Below are 18,873 nucleotides of genomic sequence, written 5' to 3'. Positions count from 1 at the left end.
CTTCATGATCTGCTCGCGCTCAAGCGAAAACCTTTCGGCGGCGAAGCGCCGGACTGCGCGTTCGGGACGGGGTTCCGGTCGCTGTTGGTTTTGAGAGGCCGGAACGAACTCCATCGGACGCCTCTCAAAACCAAAGGCGAACGCTGCCGCTCCTGCACCCCGTTCCCGACGCTCCGTCCTGCTTTTCGCCGCGTTGTTGGCGTGACCGCCGCGTTCCAGTTCGGCTCTGCCGAGGGAACGCTTCATGATCTGCTCGCGCTCAAGCGAAAACCTTTCGGCGGCGAAGCGCCGGACTGCGCGTTCGGGACGGGGTTCCGGTCGCTGTTGGTTATGAGAGGCCGGAATGAACTCCATCGGAGGCCTCTCATAACCAAAGGCGAACGCTGCCGCTCCTGCACCCCGTTCCCGACGCTCCGTCCTGCTTTTCGCCGGGCAAACATGCCGGGGCAGCGAAAGCCGGGAAAAGTCCCGGCTCCGCTGCCCTCGTTCCGCCTGCGCCGCCGCACCGGAAAGCTTCCGGCCGCCGTCAGTCCGCGGCCTTCAGCTCCAGCACCGCGTCGCGCAGCTCGGCCGCCCGCTCGAATTGCAGGTTCTTGGCCGCTTCCTTCATTTCCTTCTCCAGCCGCTCGATCACGGTTTGCCGGTCGCGCTTGGACATCTTGCCGCCTTCCTTGAAGTTCGACAGGTAATCGCTCTTCTGCTCGGCGACCTTCGTCGCTTCGATGACATCGCGCACCCGCTTGCGGATCGTGGTCGGCGTGATGCCGTGTTGTTCGTTGAACGCCATCTGGATCGAACGGCGCCGTTCGGTTTCCTTGATGGCGCGGTCCATCGAATCGGTGATCTTGTCGCCGTACATCAGGACCATGCCCTCCGAGTTCCGCGCCGCCCGCCCGATCGTCTGGATCAGCGAACGGTCGGAGCGCAGGAAGCCTTCCTTGTCGGCATCGAGAATCGCCACAAGCGAAACCTCCGGCAGGTCCAGGCCCTCCCGGAGCAGGTTGATCCCGACGAGCACGTGGAAGGTGCCAAGCCGCAGGTCGCGCAAGATCTGCATCCGCTCCAGCGTTTTGATGTCCGAGTGCAGGTAGCGGACCTTGATCCCGATTTCCTTCAGGTAATCGGTCAAGTCCTCGGCCATCTTCTTGGTCAGCGTCGTCACCAGGACCCGCTCGTCCTTGGCGATCCGGTCGCGGATTTCCCCGATCAGATCGTCGATCTGGCCTTTGGTCGGCCGCACCTCGATCAGCGGATCGAGCAGGCCGGTCGGGCGGATGATCTGCTCCACCATTTCCGGGCAGTGCTCCAGCTCGTACGGCCCCGGTGTCGCTGAAACGTAGATGATCTGGTTGAACTTCTGCTCGAACTCGTCGAACCGCAGGGGGCGGTTATCGAGCGCCGAGGGCAGACGGAAGCCATGCTCCACCAGCACCTCCTTGCGCGCGCGGTCACCGTTGTACATGCCGCGGATCTGCGGCAGCGTAACGTGCGATTCGTCCACGACGACCAGCATATCGTCGGGGAAATAATCGAACAGCGTGTAAGGTGTCGCACCGCGCTCGCGGAAAGTGAGTGGCCCGGAATAGTTCTCGATCCCGGAGCAAAAGCCCATTTCCAGCATCATTTCAATGTCGTACCGCGTCCGCTGCTCCAGCCGCTGGGCTTCAAGCAGCTTGCCGAGACCGCGCAGCTCCTCCAGCCGCTCTTCCAGCTCGCGCTCGATGTTCACGACGGCCCGCTTCAACGAATCCTCGGCTGTTACAAAGTGGGAAGCCGGAAAGATGGAAATGTGTTCGCGTTCTCCGACGATTTCACCGGTCAACACGTCGATTTCCGTGATCCGCTCGATCTCGTCCCCGAACAGCTCGACGCGAACGGCGTGCTCTCCGCGGGAGGCGGGGAAAATCTCGACCACATCTCCCCGCACCCGGAACGTGCCGCGTACGAAGTTAATGTCGTTGCGCTGGTACTGGATGTCCACCAGCCGGTGCAAAATCTCGTTGCGCGGCTTCTCCATGCCGACCCGAAGAGACATGCGGAGATCCCGGTACTCCATCGGAGAACCGAGACCGTAGATGCAGGAGACGCTGGCCACGATGATGACATCCCGCCGCTCGAAAAGCGAGCTGGTGGCGGAGTGGCGGAGCTTGTCGATTTCCTCGTTGATGCTGGAGTCTTTCTCAATATAGGTATCGGAAGAGGCGATGTATGCTTCCGGTTGATAGTAATCGTAGTAGCTGACGAAGTAGTCGACCGAGTTGTTGGGGAAAAACTCTTTAAATTCGCTGGCGAGCTGCGCCGCCAGAGTCTTGTTGTGGGCGATGACCAGCGTCGGCCGGTTCAGCTTCGCGATCGTTTGGGCGATCGTGAACGTCTTCCCCGTACCGGTCGCACCGAGCAGCGTCTGATGCCGCTTGCCGGACCGCACGCCCTCCACAAGCTCGTCGATGGCTTTGGGCTGGTCCCCTTGAGGCGAAAATTCGGACTTCAGCTCGAACGTCTTGTCGCTCATGATAATGTTGCTCATTGCTTTAACCACCTGCCGATCTAGGAATTCCTCTAACATTTTCCACTTGGGAATCCGATAACTTAACTAACCGTCGAACAGGAAAATAAGAATACATGTTCGATCCATTATACCTTATTTTCCTTCCGCGTTGCAATCTGGCCTTTCATTAAGTGAACGCGGGTACATATCTTACTCTCGAGAACTGGAGTGGACATTGTGGACATTACTACAATTATTGGTCTTCTTTTGGGTCTTCTATCCTTGGTTGGCGGATTTATGCTGGAAGGCGGGCACGTCGAATCCCTGATGATTTACACCGCCGCCATCATTGTGTTCGGCGGCACCTTCGGCGCCGTCATCGTCAGCTTTCCGCTTTCCCATCTCAAAGAGCTTCCCAGCGCCTTCCGCATGGCTTTTGTGGAAAAGAAACGCGACCAGCGCCGGATCATCGAGGAGATCGTCGACATGGCGACCATCGCCCGCCGGGAAGGCGTTCTCGCTTTGGAGCAGCGTGCCCAGGAGCACAAGAACCCGTTTCTGAAGGAAGGGCTGCTGATGGTGGTCGACGGCACCGACCCCGAGTTAACCCGCCAGATTCTGGAGCTGGAAATGGACGCGCTGGAAACAAAGCATGACGGGTACGCCAAAATATTCGAATCCGCCGGCGGCTATGCCCCGACCATCGGGATTATCGGGACGGTGCTCGGTCTGATCCACGTGCTCGGCAACCTGGAGGACCCCGACACGCTCGGACCGAAAATCGCCGTCGCCTTTGCCGCCACCTTGTACGGCGTCGCGAGCGCAAACATCATTTACCTGCCGATAGCCTCCAAAATCAAAATGCGCAGCAAGGAAGCCATTTCCGATAGGGAGCTGATGCTGGAAGGCATCCTCGCCCTGCAGGCGGGCGAAAATCCGCAGCTGATCAAGAAAAAACTGAATTCCTTCCTCCACGACAAGGCCAGAAACAAAAATGAAGCGGGAGCGAGGGCGGAAGCCAATGTCGAGGCGGTCTAGAAAAAGGAAAGAGGCGTCGCACGAAAATCACGAGCGCTGGCTGGTCACTTACTCCGACTTGATCACGCTCCTGCTGGTCTTTTTTGTCGTCATGTATTCCATGAGCAAGGTCGACGTCAGCAAGTACGAGCAATTGTCGCAATCGCTCAGCTTTCAGTTTAACGGCTCGGAGTCCGTGGTCGCGAAAGGAGGCGGCGGTTCCGGCATCATCGGGACTGTAAATCCGGTCCAGGCGGAAGTGAAACCGGAGGAGCCTCAAAGCGACAAGGACAAGCCCAACGTAAACGAGAAGGACGGCGAAGCCGACGCCAAAAAAGAGCAAGACCTTCAGGACCTGCTGAAAACCATTACCCACTATATCCAGGAAAATAACCTGGAGGCTACCGTCTCCGCCGTAGACAGCCAAAGAGGGATTGCGGTTACTCTGAAGGACTACTTCCTGTTTGATCTGGGGCGGGCCGATCTGAAGCCCGGCGCATACCCTGTTTTGGACAAGCTCGCCAGTTTATTCCCGACACTGGACGCGCAGATCAGCATCGAAGGGCATACGGACAACCTGCCGCTCACGAACGGGGCGCTCTACAAGGACAACTGGCGGCTGTCGTCCGAGCGTTCCCTCTCGGTTCTGCGCTATTTCACGGAGCAAAAGCATCTGCCGCTCAAAACCTTCCAGTCCGTCGCCCACGCCGATACGCAGCCGGTAGCGCCCAATGACACCGAAGCGAACCGGCAGAAAAACCGGCGCGTGGAGATCATCGTTTTGCGCGACCTGCCGAAGCAAGACAACGAATCTCTGCCGCCGGGTTCTCCTTAAAAATCATCGAACGGATATAGGCGAATATAAAAGAGGGAGCTCCTTCAAGTCATTTCGGACGACTTGGGGACTCCCTTTTTCAATCCGTTAAAACTGATCCTTGTACTCCTTGACGACCCACTCGCCCTTCCTTTTTTCTACCGTAAACTGGGCCAACCCGACATAATCTTTCCCAATCGGACGAGGATACAAGCTGGATTTCTCTTTGGCTTCGCCCGGAAGCTCGTAATAATTCGCCTCAATCACATAAGCATGCTCCGGCGTCTCCCCTAAAGAGTGCAGGCTCAGAACGACCCGGTTGTTTTTCAAAACAGGCAGCCCGTTATTCTCCGAAACCCGATTCTCCCGCATCCAGGCTTTGATTGTTTCCATCATGGTCGCTTCCTCTTCCGTTTGCGCTTGCAGAACGGGCAGAGAAGGCGCCACCTCTTTTAAAACACTCTCCATCTCCCTGTCATACTGGGTCATCATATTTTGATACCCGGACAGCAATTCTTCCGATCTTTCGTGTTCCCGATCTTGGGTTTTGAGTGCCGTTAATTCCGAACGCAGGGAATGTATGCGGGTTTGCTGGTAATAAACCATCGTCCCTGCGCCGATGAGCAAAAGCAGAATAATCACGGTGTACCTTTTTTTCCTCATAAAATAGCCCCCTTCTGTCAAAAAATCAAACGCAACACTGTTCCAGTTTCTTCATTATAGCAGGTTATGTGGAAAGTTTTCCGTTTTGAGGTGAGGGTTTATCCATGCTACATTCTGAATGCGGAAATGGCGGAACGATAAAAGGCCTCCTTTCCTCAACGGGAGGACAGGAGGCCTGTTTCATTCCAAATGCATGCTTTGAAGCCGGTGATCGCTTGCAAGCCATACGTACGGTACGCTGCGTTACGCTTCAAACCCGCCCGTCCGCCGGTTCGGCCGGACGCCCATCCATTTGCGGCGAACGTATGCCGTGAAGGGAAACGGCTTCTCTTCCAGGAAAAACGGCGTCCGGTCGTCGGGCGCAAGAATCAGCCCCAGCTGATGATGCTCGTCCTCGTAAAGCGCGCGGCTGACAAACTTGCTCTGTCCTTCCAGGTTGAGCACCTCCAGCTTGCAAAAAGCGGGGTTCAGCCGCAGCGCCAGGTGCAGCTCCTCTTTCGTCGCTACCCGCTCTCCGTTCACCTTGTGTACGGTTTCGCCGGGCACGAGCCCGACCGCCTCCGCTGCGCTTCCCGGCAGCACCGCCAGAATTTTCAGTCCGCCCGCGTCATGAACATACAGCGGGCTGCGGCCCTCCTCCAGCCGGCGGGCGTAAAACCCGGCCGACTCGCGAAGCGCGACGGTCAGCACCGCTGCGGCCCAGCCGAACGGCGGCCAGAAGTAGACCGCCGCGCCCGCAGCCAGCAGAAGGACGCCGGACAGCAGCAGCAGGGCGGCGTTTTGCCTGAGCTTGGGTCCGGGGTGAAAGGCTGTGGTCGTTTGCGAAAACCCGAGGACAACCGGGAGAGCCAAGAAGCTCCATCCAACCGCCCCCCAATCACCCGAGAGAAGGGGCTCCCAAAGCGGCTGAAACGATGAATTGGCCGCAGGAGCAAGCAGCAGAAGAGGCACAGGCCAAAATCCTTGCAGCTGGAAGCCGCCTACGATTTTGCCGCGCCGGCTTTCCAGGTACAGCGGAAGGGCAAGCCGCTTGCCCTGTAGGAAGAGAAGCAGCCCTTCCATCAAATAAAGGACCGCCGCCAGAATGACCAGCGAAGGCATGTCCACGCCCGATACGGCCCGCCAAAGCCAGCCCCCCGCTCCCTTGAGTCCGCTGCCGTCCGGCAGATAAGCGGAAATCTGGTGCAGAAGGCCGAGCGCGCCCGCCGCGTATGCCGTGCCGAAAAACCGCACCCGTACCAGCAGGAAGAGGAGGCTGAATGCCCACAGCAGCACCGCGCTTTCCGGCGCGAGGCGGAAGCCGGTTAACGAGAACAGCAGAGAGACGGCCAGCCCGGCCGCCAATCCCCAGCCGACGGCCCGCAGCGTTTCCAAACGCAGCGAGCGAAGCCGGTGGGCGAAAAACTTGCGCTCCAGAATGATTTGCCTGCGGTACTGCATCACCACAAACAAAACGCTTATGTAGGAAAAAGGATTCAAGGCCAGCCTGCCGAGCGCGGGCAGGAGCCGCTGCAAAAGCTCGCGGATTGCGTCCATAGCTGCCGGTTCTCCTTTGAATGAAAAGAATGGGAAGGCCGGAGCCCGTTTCGGCTCCGCCTCCCCTTGTTTCGACGCCCCGCAGGGCGATTCCTTCACGGCCGGTCCCTAAAGTTGCCGGGATCAGGGCGCAAGGGCTTCTACTGTCGCCTGAACGGCGGCTTGCAGCTGGGTATCGTTTTTCGGATCGCTGATTTTCGTCACCAGCGATTCCTCCAGCCGCTCCATCGTGGCTGCGTCCGCTGCGCCGGTTTGCGGCAGCTTCACGGCCTTTTGGAATGCTTTGACCGCCGCTGCGGTTTTCTGGCTGTAGTAGCCGTCGGTGCGGTCCGGAGCGTACCCGGCCGCTTCCAGCAGGACCTGCAGCTTTTTGACCTCGTCGCCCACCATGTCGGCTTTGAGCGTCTTCTCCTTCGACAGTGCCGCCAGCAGGTAATAATCCGGCGGGCTCACCTTGATATCCGGGGCGATGCCTTTTTTGTGCACCCAGTTTCCGTTCGGCGTCAGCCACTTCATGATCGTCATCTTGATGTTGCTGCCGTCGCCCATTTCCTTTTCGTAAACGTCCTGAACGGTGCCTTTGCCGAACGTCGTTTCTCCGACCAGACGGCCTCCCGCCGCTTCCTTCACGATCCCGGCCAAAATCTCCGAAGCGCTCGCGCTGCCTCCGTTGATCAGAACGGTGACGGGGTACGTTTTGACGGGGTATTTCCCGTCCGAAGGCTGGGCGCTGCGTCGGCCTTCCCGGTCCTCCACCTGGAGGAGCGTTTTGCCTTCGGGCACAAAGTGTTTGGCGATGTCGAGAACGGATTCCAGAAGCCCGCCGGGGTTATCCCGAACGTCAATGATCAGGCCCTTCATCCCTTCCTTTTCCAGCCGGTTCAGCTCCGCGGTGAAATGCTCCGCCGTCTCTACGGAGAACTGCCGGATTTCAATCTTGCCGATCCGGTCGTTTACCATTTCCCCAAAAACCGTTTCCACCGGAATGTCGTCGCGCACCACCGTGATTTCCAGAGGCGATGTCGAGCCGGCCCGGGCGATCGACAGCTTCACCTGCGTTCCTTTGGGGCCGCGGATTTTAGCGACCGCCTCATTCAGGGACAGGCCGTCCAGCTTCTCGCCGTTGACCGACAGAATCGCATCCCCGGCGCGGATGCCCGCTTTTTCCGCAGGCGCGCCCTTGATCGGGGCCACCACGGTGACTACTCCGTCCACCAGAGAGCATTCCGCTCCGATGCCCTGGAAGGTGGACTGAATGTTCTCGTCGAACTGCTTCGCCTCTTCCGGGTCCATGTACGTCGTATACGGATCGTCCAGCGCTTCCAGCATGCCGTTGATCGCGCCGTCGACGATTTCTTCCTTGTCCACCTTGCTCAAAAACCGGTTTTCAATCAATCCGTACGCCGTTTCCACCTTTTGCAGCGCTTCTCCCGACAGACCGCCGGGCTCCCCGGTCTGCGGCGAGGCTGTGGCTTCCGGAGCTCCCGCGCGTGCGCCCAAAGGCGATTCAAGCGCCGCCATGGTCAAAATGCTGCCGGCAAACAGCGCCAGCAGCACAAAAGCGACGACGGTACGTCCTTTAAAAACCATCTTTTTTTTTCACCGCCTTCATCCGGGCCTGTCCGAGCGCCCCGCGTGCCTCACGGCTTCAGTATATGAGCTTCGGGGCCGTATTAGTATTCTTATTGGACGTAGGGCAGCGGATTTACCGGACTTTCGTTGATCCGGACCTCGAAGTGCAGGTGGTTGCCCGTCGAATCTCCCGTGTTGCCGACGCCGGCAATCACTTGTCCGCGTTCCACCTGCTGGCCTTCGCTTACGTAGATGCCGCCTTCCATAATATGCCCGTACCAGGTCCACATGCCGCCGCCATGGTCGATGACGACGGTGTTTCCGTAGCCGCTCACCCAGGAGGCGATCAGCACCGTTCCGCTTTCCGCGGCGACGATGTTCGTTCCGCGCGGCGCGGCAATGTCCATGCCTTTATGCAGCTTCCGGTAGCCCTTGATCGGGTCGATCCGGTAGCCGAAGGAAGAGGAAATCGTGCCGCTCGCCGGAACCGGCCAGGCCAGCTGGCCGTTGCCCGAAACCGCAACGCCTTGGGACCCTCCGCCGCCGCTTCCGCCCTGGCTGGCGGCTGCCGCAGCGGCCGCTTCCTGCCGGCGGCGCTCCGCTTCTTCCCGCTCCTTGCGTTCCTGCTCTTCTTTTTCCTTGGCGAGAATTTCGTTTTTCTCGCTGTACAGCTGCTGCTTCTGGCGGGCCAGGCTCAGCAGATTGGCTTCCTGCTCCTCGCTCGCTTCTTCCGCATCTTCCTGCTGCTTTGACAGGCTGGCGATGACCGCCTTGACCCGTTTTTCCTTATCCATCAGCGTGACTTTGACCGCTTCGGCCTCGGCATACAAGCCTTTGACCTCGGCCAGCTTCGTCTCCACGTTTTTCTTCAGCTCGGCGATCTCGTTGCGGTCGTTTTTGTTATCGTCCAGAATTTTGCGGTCCTGGCCGACCAGCTTTTGAACCGAGTCCATCCGGGTAATAAAATCCGAAAAGTTGGTTGCTTTGAGCAGCACATCCAGGTAAGAGACCGGTCCTTTTTTGTACATCATGCGCACGCGCGACTTCAACAGCGTGTCCCGCTTGGCGACGCGGTCCTCTGCTTCTTCCAGCTTGTAGCCGGCTTCCTTCAGCTCCAGGCTGGTGGCCGTTATTTGATGCTCCAGCTTGTTCAGCTGGGCCGTTTGCGTTTTGATATCCGCTTGCAGGTCGTTCATGGTGACGATTTGCTGTTCCTTTTGCTCCCCCAGCTGCCGGGCCTTCTGATCGGCGTTCTTCTGGGCGGCGGCCGCTTTCTGTTCGTTCTGTCGGATTTCGGCGATTTGACGGTCGATGTCTTCCTTTGCTCCCGCGGTAGCGGCCAGCGGTTGCAGCGTCAAGGCGGCTGCGGCGGCGATAGCGATCCATGCGGTCCAGGTCCGTTTCAACTTTCCGTCCTCCTACACCTTCAAAAATTTACGAACTGAAATCAAGCTGCCCCAAACCCCGATCACGAGTCCGATTGCCATGAGCACGCCCCCTATGGGATAAGCGATATCCGCAAACGGAGCCATTTTGAGAAAGGCCGTCGCCAGGTTGCGCTGCATGGGATCCAGAATGGCGCTGTAGCCATAGACCAGAACCACGGTCGGAATCAGCGCCCCGAGAAAGCCGATCAGCGCCCCTTCGACAAAAAAGGGCCAGCGGATAAAGCCGTTCGTCGCGCCCACCAGCTTCATGATCTTGATTTCCCGGTTGCGGGCCAAAATCGTCAGCTTGATGGTGTTTGAAATCAGGAACATGGAGGTAAATACGAGAGCGATGACAAACACGATGGCCACGTTGCGGACGATCGTGGTGACCTTAAACAGCGCGTTGATTGTGTCCTTGCCGTATTCGACGTCTTCAATGACGGGCGTTTCCTGCGTATCGTTCAAAGCCAGGATCTGCTGGGAAACCGCCTCCACCTGCCGCGGCTCGCGGACCTGCACCTCGAAGCCGTCCGGCATCGGGTTGTTTTCCCCTTCCAGGCCTTCCAGGTCGTCTTCCATGATGTCCCGCATCCGCTGGAGCGCCTCATCCTTGGATACAAACGTTACGGTTTGCACGTTGGGCAGCTGGCGGATCGACGTTTCGATCTCCTGCCGGACCGAATCCGGCGTCTCCAGCTGTAAAAATACTTTTATGGTCACTTGGTCTTCGATCTGATCGGACATGTAGCTCAGGTTGATGCCCAGCATCAGAAAAAGCCCCAGGATAAAAAGCGAGATGGTGATCGAGCTGACGGACGCAAAGGTCATCCAGCCGTTGCGGAAAACGCTTTTGCCGCCTTCCCGAAAGTGCCTGCCGAGGGTGCTAATCTTCATAGCCGTAATCCCCTCTCTGCTGGTCACGGACAATCTGGCCCTTTTCGATCGCGATGACCCGTCTGCGCCGGGTGTTGACGATCTCTTTGTTGTGGGTGGCCATGATGATGGTGGAGCCGCGGTAATTGATCTCGTCCAGGAGCTTCATGATGCCCCAGGACGCCTCCGGGTCCAGGTTGCCAGTCGGTTCGTCGGCGATAATCACCGCCGGGTTGTTGACGATGGCGCGGGCGATGGCCACGCGCTGCTGCTCGCCCCCGGACAGCTGGTTGGGGTACGAGGCCATCTTGTCCTTCAGGTTCACGAGCTCCAGCACTTCCTGCGTGCGCTTGCGGATCAGGCGCTTCGGCGCCTCGATCACCTCGAGGGCAAAGGCCACGTTCTCGCTGACGGTCAGCTTCGGAAGCAGCCGATAGTCTTGAAAAATGACGCCGATGTTGCGCCGGACAAACGGAATTTTGCGCGCCTTCAGCTTGCCCAGGTTGAAGCCGTTGACAAAAATCGTCCCTTTGGTCGGTTTTTCTTCTCTATAGATCATTTTCATGAACGTGGATTTGCCCGCTCCGGAGGGGCCGACCACGTAGACAAATTCGTTGACGCCGACTTTCAGATTGATGCCCCGCACGGCGCTTGTTCCGTCCGGGTACGTTTTCCAAACATCGTTCATTTCGATCATTTGTATCACTTCCTGTCGCTAGTAAGCCCTAACCCATTCGACAATGAAGCCCGAAATCCTTTCTTCGGGCGGCAAAGTACGTTGTTTTTTCACAATTGTCCCCGCATTTCGCTTCGCCTTGGCGCCGCAAGAGGACGGCCCGGGATTCGGGCGACCGACGGTCCTCCGGACAATCAAGGAGCGGGATGGAGCGAATGGCGGCAAATCTATGAAAGATACCGGCGGTTTCGGCCGACTTGATAGACGATCGGTCAAAAAAACCGAACAAAAAAGATCGGGCGAAGCAGCCTGCTTCGCCCGGCACGAATCTTATTGTACATGAGGCCCTGGCGATGTACAAGGCAAAACGGCCGTTTTGCCGTCGAAATATCTGAAAAATCCAAAAAAAGTCCGGTTTTCGCGGGGGAAAACCGGACTTTTTCACATGCGACGATGCGGCGCTTGGGCCACTCGGAAACATCTAATATATAGAAAGTGAAGCAATAGATAGATTATCCGAATGAGTCCGTCACGACTGCGGGGAGCGCTTCTCCTTCCGCCTTCTTGCCGCCCCTTCTAATCCGCGAAGGCGCCTCCGTTTTTTGCTGTGTAGGCTTCGACCCAGGAAGCCGTTTCGCGCGCGGCCTGCTCCGCCCGCTCCAGCGCCTGCTCCACCTGGGCGCGCGCCGTCCCGCCGTAGACGTCCCGGGCGTTCACCACCTGCTCGGGCTGAAGCACCTCGAAAATCCGCTCGTCGAACAGCTCGGAGAAGCCGCGGAACTCGTCCAGCGTCAGGTCGAGCAAAACGGTTCCCTTTTCGATGCAGTACAGGACAATGCGGCCGATGACTTCATGCGCCTGGCGGAAGGGCAGGCCTTTGGTCACCAGGTAATCGGCGATGTCCGTGGCGTTCGAGAAGTCGCTGTTCACCGCCTGGCGCATCCGGTCCTTGCGCACCTTCATCGTCGCCACCATGGGGGCGAACAGCTGAAGCGCGCCCTGCAGCGTCCGGACGGTGTCGAACATGCCTTCCTTGTCCTCCTGCATGTCCTTGTTGTAGGCCAGCGGCAGCGCCTTGAGCACGGTCAGAAGGCCGAACAGGTTGCCGTATACCCGGCCCGTCTTGCCCCGGACCAGCTCGGCGACGTCGGGGTTTTTCTTCTGCGGCATGATGCTGCTGCCGGTGCAAAAGGCATCGTCCAGCTCGATGAAGGCGAATTCGGTGCTGGACCATAGCACGAATTCCTCGCACAAGCGGGACAGGTGCGCCATGATCAGAGCCGAGCCGGAGAGGAACTCGACGATAAAGTCGCGGTCGCTGACCGCATCGAGGCTGTTCTCGTAGACGGCGTCAAAGCCGAGCTGCTCGGCAACGAAATGCCGGTCGATGGGAAACGTGGTGCCGGCCAGCGCTCCGGCGCCGAGCGGCAGCACGTTGATCCGCTTGTAGCTGTCCTGCAGGCGGCCGATGTCCCGCTGGAACATCGACACGTAGGCCAGCAGGTGATGCGCCAGCAAAATTGGCTGGGCCCGCTGCAGGTGCGTGTAGCCGGGCAGGATAGTATCCAGGTTCGCCCGCGCCTGCGCGAGCAGCGCTTCCTGCAGCTTCAGCAAAAGACCGGTCAGCTCGACCACCCGTTTGCGCAAATACAGGTGCATGTCGGTGGCGACCTGGTCGTTCCGGCTGCGCCCGGTATGCAGCTTGCCGCCGACGGAGCCGATCTCGGCCATAAGCGCCTTTTCCACGTTCATGTGGATGTCTTCGTCGCCGACGGCGTATTCCATTTCGCCGCGGCGGATCGTTCCGAGCACGCGGAGGAGGCCTTCCTTGATCTTGTCGGCGTCCTCCTGCGGGATGATGCCGCATTTGCCCAGCATGGCCACATGGGCCAGGCTGCCTTCTATGTCTTCTTCGGCCAGTTCCTTATCGAACGTAATGGAGGCCGTGTATTCTTCTACCAGCTGGTTGGTCGGCTTCGTGAAGCGTCCTCCCCATAATTTCGACACGGGCGGATCCTCTCTTTCGTGGGCTGCGGCGGGTTGCGGCGCTGAACAAAATTCGCCCGGAATAAGTCATCCAGGAACCTTTGGGCCTCCGGCCGCTGTTGGTTTCGGAATTGTATGGAATAATTTTCACCGGTAACAATCCGAAACCAAAGGCGGACGCTACGCTCCTGCGGCTCCAAACCTTCCTTCCTGACTCCCGGGCGAAAAGGTCAACCCCAAAACCGCCGAAGGTTATTGGGATTTGGCTTGCTCGACGCCGGAGGCGACTTTCAGGCGCAGGGCGTTCAGGCGAATGAAGCCCGCCGCGTCGCCCTGGTTGTACGCCTGCGTCGGATCGGCTTCCATCGTGGCGATGTTCGGGTTGTACAGGCTGACGTCGCTCTTGACGCCGGCGCCGATGACGTTGCCTTTGTACAGCTTCAGGCGCACGGTGCCGCTGACGTTTTTCTGGCTCTCGGCAACGAGCGCCTGCAGCGCAAGGCGTTCCGGCGCAAACCAGAAGCCGTTGTACACCAGCTCGCTGTACTTGGCGATGAGCGAATCGCGCAGGTGCATGACGTCGCGGTCCATCGTCAGGGATTCCATTTTGCGGTGCGCGGTGAACAGGATCGTACCGCCCGGCGTCTCGTATACGCCCCGGCTCTTCATGCCGACAAAGCGGTTTTCCACCATGTCGACGCGGCCGATGCCGTGTTTGCCGCCCAGCTTGTTCAGCTTCTGCATCACTTCAAGCGGTCTCAGGCGTTCGCCGTTTACGGCGACGCAGTCGCCTTTTTCAAAGTCCAGTTCGATGTATTCCGGCGTGTCGGGCGCGTCCTCGGGGGAAACGCTCAGCACGAACATGTCCTTGTTGGACTCGGCGCTCGGGTCGAACCACGGGTCCTCCAGAATGCCGCTCTCAAAGCTGATGTGCAGCAGGTTGCGGTCGGTGGAGTACGGCTTGGCGGCCGTCGCCTGTACGTTGATGCCGTGCTTTTCGGCATAGGCGATCATTTCCGCCCGGCCCGGGAACTGCTCGCGGAACTTCTCGTCCCTCCAGGGCGCGATGACCTCCAGCTCGGGCGCAAGCGCCGCCGCCGTCAGCTCGAAGCGGACCTGGTCGTTGCCTTTGCCGGTCGCGCCGTGGGCGATGGCGAACGCGCCTTCCTTGCGGGCGATTTCGACCATCCGTTTGGCGATCAGCGGGCGGGCGATGCTGGTGCCGAGCAGGTACTGCCCTTCATACAAAGCCCCCGACTGGAACATCGGAAAAATAAAGTCTTCGGCGAACTCCGCCTTCAGGTCGTCGATATACGCTTTGGTTGCGCCCGTTTTCAGCGCCTTTTCCTCCAGCCCGTCCAGCTCGTCCTCCTGGCCGATATCGGCCGTGAAGGTGATGATTTCCGCGTCATATGTTTCCTTCAGCCAGGCCAAAATGACAGAGGTGTCCAGTCCCCCGGAATAGGCCAGCACGATTTTATCTTTCGCCATGCGCTTGATCCTCGCTTTCGTTGTCCGTTTCGCCTTATAAGGCCAATTCTTACATCAAAGCTGCCATGATCGCTTTTTGCGCATGGAGCCGGTTTTCCGCTTCGTCAAAGATGATGGAATGCGGGCCGTCGATGACGCCTCCGCTCACTTCTTCGCCCCGGTGGGCGGGCAGGCAGTGGAGGAAAAGATAATCCTCCTTGGCCCCCTTCATCAGCTCTTCGTTAACCTGGTAAGCGGCAAACGCTTTTTCGCGGATTTTCTGCTCTTCCTCAAAGCCCATGCTCGCCCATACGTCGGTGTATACAATGTCCGCGCCTTCGACGGCTTCCCGCGGATCGGTGGTCACAAGCAGCGAGCCGCCGCTTTGCTCGGCGAATTCGCGCGTCATCTTCTGCACGCCCTCCTCCGGCATGTAGCCCTCGGGGGAGGCGACCGCCATGTGCAGGCCCAGCTTGCCGGCGCCCACCATGAGCGAATGCACCATGTTGTTGCCGTCGCCGACGTAGGCGATTTTCAGCCCCGCCAGCCTGCCTTTGTGCTCCAGCACCGTCATGTAGTCCGCGAGCGCCTGGCAGGGATGGGCGAAATCGGTCAAGCCGTTGATGACCGGAATTGTCGCCGACCGCGCCAGGTCGATTACGGTTTTGTGCGCGAAGGTGCGGATCATGATGCCGTCGAGGTAACGGGACATGACCTGGGCCGTGTCGGCGATCGGCTCGCCCCGGCCGATTTGCAGGTCGTTGCGCGACAGGAACAGCGCGTGCCCGCCCAGCTGGTACATCCCGACTTCAAACGAAACCCGGGTGCGGGTGGACGATTTCTCAAAAATCATGCCGAGGGTTTTGCCCTTCAGCGGCTGATAAACCTCGCCCGCCTTGTTAAGCCGCTTCAATTCAATGCCAAAATCGATCAGGCTGCGGATTTCCTCCGGCGTGTAATCGCCCAGCGCGGCAAAGTCCCGCCCCTTCAGCCCTTCGATTTGATAAGTCTTCAATAAACTCATAGCCACTGTCTCCTTCGCGTGTACTCCTTGCGAATCCTGCCGCCGTTCCCGTTCGTTATTTGCTGGCTGCCGGCTGGCCGACGAGAACGGATGAGATGATCTCCACCGCCCGGTCGATCTCCCTGCGGGTCACGAGCAGGTTGGGCAGCAGCCGGATCACATTCGGGCCGGCCGGAACGACCAGCAGCCCTTTGGCATGAATGGCGGCGATTTCTTCCGCCACCGGACCGTCACAGGCGATGCCCCAGATCAGCCCTATGCCGCGAATTTCCTTTACGCGCGGGTTGTTCCCCAGCGCAGTCTCCAGCTTGCCGTGGAGGTACTCGCCCAGCTCCGCCGCACGGTCGGCCAGTTTGTCGTTCAGCATGATCTCCGTGGTGGCAAGCGCTGCCGCCGCCGCGATCGGCGTGCCGCCAAACGTGCTGGCGTGGCTGCCCGCCGTGAAGGCCGGCTTCAGCCTCGCTTTGCCGAGCATTGCGCCGATCGGAAAGCCGCTGCCGAGCGCTTTGGCCAGCGTGAAAATATCCGGCTCGATGCCGTAGTGCTGATGCGCGAACAGCTTGCCGGTCCGGCACATGCCGGTTTGCACTTCGTCGACGATCAGCAGAAGGTCGTATTTGCCGCAAAGCCGGACGATCTCCTGCACAAAAACGGGATCGGCTTCCAGAACGCCGCCTTCGGCCTGGACCATTTCCAGCATAATCGCACAGGTTTTGTCGTTTATATAGCTTTCCAGCGCTTCCGGGTCGTTAAACGGCGCATGCACGAACCCTTCCGGCAGCGGCAGGAAGCCGTCCTTTACCTTTTCCTGCCCCGTGGCCGTTAAGGTCGCCAGCGTGCGGCCGTGGAACGATTGGTGGAAGGTGATGATTTCATAGCGTGCGTTGCCGAGCACCTTCTGGTTGTACCGGCGGGCCAGCTTGATCGCCGCCTCGTTCGCCTCCGCTCCGCTGTTGCAGAAAAACACCGCGTCCGCTCCGCTATTGGCCGTCAGCAGACCGGCCAGCTTTTCCGCATTCGGGTTGTGGAACAGGTTGCTGCAGTGCCACAGCTCATCCAGCTGGGCGACCAGCTTTTCTTTGACCGCCTGCGGCGCATGGCCGAGACCGGTGACCGCCAGACCGGACATGAAGTCGAGGTATTCCTTCCCGGTATCGTCGTAAAGCCGGCTGCCCTCCCCTTTGACCAGGGTAATCGGGTACCGGGCATAGTTTTGAAAAAGGGCGCTTTCCTGTTCCGCCATTCCGTTCACTCCATTCTGATTTATGCTTTGGCGATCCGTGTGCCGGCCGCTTCGGCCTTCACCGCCCGGCTCAGAATGCCGGGCACCGAGCCGTCCACGATCACCGCTTCGCTCACGTCCCCTTGGATGCACTGCACCGCTGCCTTCACTTTGGGAATCATGCCGCCGTAAATTTCCCCCGAGGCGATCATCTCGTCGATCTCCCGCGTGGTCACCCGCTCCAGGACGCGTTTTTCGCCGTCCACCGTTTTCAGGATGCCCGGAACGTCCGTCACCACGATCAGCCGTTTGGCTTTGATCGCGGAGGCGACGGCGCCCGCCGCCGTATCGGCGTTGATGTTGTAGCGGCCGCTGCCGTCCTCGGCCAGGCCGACCGGCGAAACGACCGGTATGTAACCGAGCGCCGCGATGCCTTCCAGGAGCGCGCCGTTCACGCGGACGACGTCGCCCACGAGGCCGACTTCGTTCGCATGGGCCACCGGAACCGCCTCGATCAACCGCCCGTCGATGCCCGACAGGCCGACCGCTTCCGCTCCGGCGGCCTGAATTCGTCGCACGATCTCCTTGTTGATTTTGCCGGAGAGCACCATCTCCACCACGTCGAGCACGGGCTCGCTCGTTTTCCGCAGGCCGCCGACAAATTCGCTTTCGATGCCGAACCGGGACAGCGACTCGTTAATGGCCGGTCCCCCGCCGTGCACGATGACGGGCGACCAGCCTTCCCGCAGCAAATCCCGCAGGTCCGCAAAAAAAGAATCCGGAAGAGCCGCAAGCGTGCTCCCCCCGCATTTGATGACAAAATTCTTTTCGTTCAAAGCCAAAAGCCCCTCTCCCGGCCGGCTGCCGGACCTCAGGTCCGGTAAGCGGCGTTAATCCGAACGTATTCGTATGTCAGGTCACAGCCCCACGCCGTGGCGCCGGATTCCCCCATGTGCAGGTCGATGAAAAGCTGAACTTCGGTTCCCTTTAAATATTCCGTAGCCGCAGGATCGTCAAACGGAACCGGACGCGACTGCTCCAGGACGAGAAAATCGCCCACCCGCACGTCGACCGTATTCACGTTGACCGGTTTCCCCGCCCGGCCCACGGCCGCGACGATCCGGCCCCAGTTGGCATCCGCTCCGAAGCAGGCGGATTTGACGAGGCTCGAGCCGACCACCGTTTTGGCGATCGCGCGGGCGGCTTCTTCGTCCGCCGCCCCGGCCACACGGACCTCGACCAGCTTGGTCGCCCCTTCCCCGTCCCGGGCGATCGCTTTGGCGAGGTATTCCGCCACATGCCGGAATCCGTCCCGGAAGGCCGGCCAGTCGGGATGCGACGGGCCGAGCCCCTCGCTGCCGCTCAAGCCGCTTGCCAGCGCCACCACCATGTCGTTGGTCGACGTGTCGCCGTCAACCGTAATCATGTTGAAGGTGGCGTCCGTCGCTTCGCTCAGCAGCCCCTGCAGGTCGGCGGCCTCTACCTTGGCATCCGTCGTCATGAAGCCGAGCATCGTCGCCATGTTCGGGTGAATCATGCCCGAGCCTTTGGCCGCACCGGCAATCCGCACCGGTCCGCCTGCCGTTTCCACCTGCACGCAGATGGCCTTTTGCACCAGATCGGTGGTCATGATCGCTTCGCAGAAGTCGTCGCCGCCCGCCGGGCCGACAGCGCCCGGCAGCGCCGCAATGCCGCGCCGCACCTTTTCCATCGGCAGCGGCTCGCCGATCACGCCGGTCGAGGCGACGCCGACGAGCAGCGGCTCGATGCCGAGCGCATCCGCAGCGGCCTGCCGCATGGTGCGGGCGTCTTCCTCGCCCTGTGCGCCGGTGCACGCATTTGCATTGCCGCTGTTGACGACCAGCGCCTGCAGCTTGCCGCCGGCCGCGATGCTTTCGCGGGTCACGCCGAGCGGCGCCGCCTGAAACGCGTTCAGCGTATACACCGCAGCCGCCGCAGCCGGCACTTCGCAGACCAAGAGCCCGAGGTCGCGCCGCTGCGTCTTTTTCAATCCGCCGTGCAGCCCTCCGGCCTGAAATCCCTTGGGCGACGTCACGTTGCCCCCCGGGAGAAGTTCAAAACGTTTCCCCATTTTCCGCACC

General features: G+C 59.8%; 15 protein-coding genes. 2 read left to right on the top strand and 13 right to left on the bottom strand.

Annotated elements, in window-relative coordinates:
• Positions 1 to 526: 526 nt before the first annotated feature.
• Positions 527 to 2,527 (bottom strand): excinuclease ABC subunit UvrB, encoded by a 2,001-nt coding sequence (uvrB, locus tag AC6I6H_RS10035; protein WP_497953621.1) that lies wholly within the window; start codon positions 2,525 to 2,527, stop codon positions 527 to 529.
• Between the two features lie 198 nt (positions 2,528 to 2,725).
• On the opposite strand from uvrB, the gene AC6I6H_RS10030 reads away from it, so the two are divergent.
• A complete protein-coding gene (locus AC6I6H_RS10030; protein WP_497953620.1) occupies positions 2,726 to 3,526 on the top strand; it encodes a flagellar motor protein in 801 nt (266 codons plus the stop codon).
• Positions 3,510 to 4,340 carry a flagellar motor protein MotB gene (locus AC6I6H_RS10025; protein ID WP_497953619.1) on the top strand — a complete coding sequence of 277 codons (831 nt, stop codon included), beginning with the start codon at positions 3,510 to 3,512 and terminating at the stop codon, positions 4,338 to 4,340. The genes AC6I6H_RS10030 and AC6I6H_RS10025 overlap by 17 nt, the downstream gene beginning before the upstream one ends.
• Positions 4,341 to 4,427: 87 nt before the next feature.
• Here the strand turns inward: AC6I6H_RS10025 and AC6I6H_RS10020 are convergent, their stop codons facing one another.
• From AC6I6H_RS10020 to argJ, 12 genes are all read right to left on the bottom strand, one after another.
• Entirely contained in the window at positions 4,428 to 4,982 is a 555-nt protein-coding gene (locus tag AC6I6H_RS10020; protein WP_497953618.1) for a hypothetical protein, read from the bottom strand.
• Between the two features lie 243 nt (positions 4,983 to 5,225).
• Positions 5,226 to 6,518 (bottom strand): PDZ domain-containing protein, encoded by a 1,293-nt coding sequence (locus AC6I6H_RS10015; RefSeq protein ID WP_497953617.1) that lies wholly within the window; start codon positions 6,516 to 6,518, stop codon positions 5,226 to 5,228.
• 123 nt (positions 6,519 to 6,641) lie between these two features.
• A complete protein-coding gene (locus AC6I6H_RS10010; RefSeq protein ID WP_497953616.1) occupies positions 6,642 to 8,108 on the bottom strand; it encodes a S41 family peptidase in 1,467 nt (488 codons plus the stop codon).
• Between the two features lie 92 nt (positions 8,109 to 8,200).
• On the bottom strand, positions 8,201 to 9,496 hold the full coding sequence (locus tag AC6I6H_RS10005) for a murein hydrolase activator EnvC family protein (protein WP_497953615.1): 1,296 nt from the start codon (positions 9,494 to 9,496) through the stop codon (positions 8,201 to 8,203).
• Positions 9,497 to 9,508: 12 nt separating this feature from the next.
• Positions 9,509 to 10,414: a permease-like cell division protein FtsX gene (gene ftsX / locus AC6I6H_RS10000; protein ID WP_497953614.1), complete on the bottom strand. Its 906-nt coding sequence runs from the start codon at positions 10,412 to 10,414 to the stop codon at positions 9,509 to 9,511.
• The gene (ftsE, locus tag AC6I6H_RS09995) at positions 10,404 to 11,090 is read right to left on the bottom strand and encodes a cell division ATP-binding protein FtsE (RefSeq protein ID WP_497953613.1); all 687 of its coding nucleotides are present in this window, start codon (positions 11,088 to 11,090) and stop codon (positions 10,404 to 10,406) included. Before ftsE ends, ftsX begins: the two co-directional genes overlap by 11 nt.
• Before the next feature lie 555 nt (positions 11,091 to 11,645).
• Positions 11,646 to 13,076: an argininosuccinate lyase gene (argH, locus tag AC6I6H_RS09990; protein ID WP_497953612.1), complete on the bottom strand. Its 1,431-nt coding sequence runs from the start codon at positions 13,074 to 13,076 to the stop codon at positions 11,646 to 11,648.
• 231 nt (positions 13,077 to 13,307) lie between these two features.
• Positions 13,308 to 14,546 carry an argininosuccinate synthase gene (locus tag AC6I6H_RS09985; RefSeq protein WP_497953611.1) on the bottom strand — a complete coding sequence of 413 codons (1,239 nt, stop codon included), beginning with the start codon at positions 14,544 to 14,546 and terminating at the stop codon, positions 13,308 to 13,310.
• Positions 14,547 to 14,595: 49 nt separating this feature from the next.
• Complete coding sequence (argF, locus tag AC6I6H_RS09980) at positions 14,596 to 15,549, bottom strand: ornithine carbamoyltransferase (RefSeq protein ID WP_497953610.1); 954 nt, start codon at positions 15,547 to 15,549, stop codon at positions 14,596 to 14,598.
• Between the two features lie 55 nt (positions 15,550 to 15,604).
• Positions 15,605 to 16,792, bottom strand: coding sequence for an acetylornithine transaminase (gene argD / locus AC6I6H_RS09975; protein ID WP_497953609.1), 1,188 nt, complete (start codon positions 16,790 to 16,792; stop codon positions 15,605 to 15,607).
• A gap of 20 nt (positions 16,793 to 16,812) precedes the next feature.
• On the bottom strand, positions 16,813 to 17,607 hold the full coding sequence (argB, locus tag AC6I6H_RS09970; protein WP_497953608.1) for an acetylglutamate kinase: 795 nt from the start codon (positions 17,605 to 17,607) through the stop codon (positions 16,813 to 16,815).
• A 35-nt stretch (positions 17,608 to 17,642) separates the two neighbouring features.
• Entirely contained in the window at positions 17,643 to 18,863 is a 1,221-nt protein-coding gene (gene argJ / locus AC6I6H_RS09965) for a bifunctional glutamate N-acetyltransferase/amino-acid acetyltransferase ArgJ (protein WP_497953607.1), read from the bottom strand.
• Positions 18,864 to 18,873: the final 10 nt, after the last annotated feature.

The organism is Gorillibacterium sp. sgz306347 (genome assembly GCF_059735245.1).
Note: the sequence above shows the minus strand (reverse complement) of the source record. Positions and strands in the feature narration are given on the sequence as shown.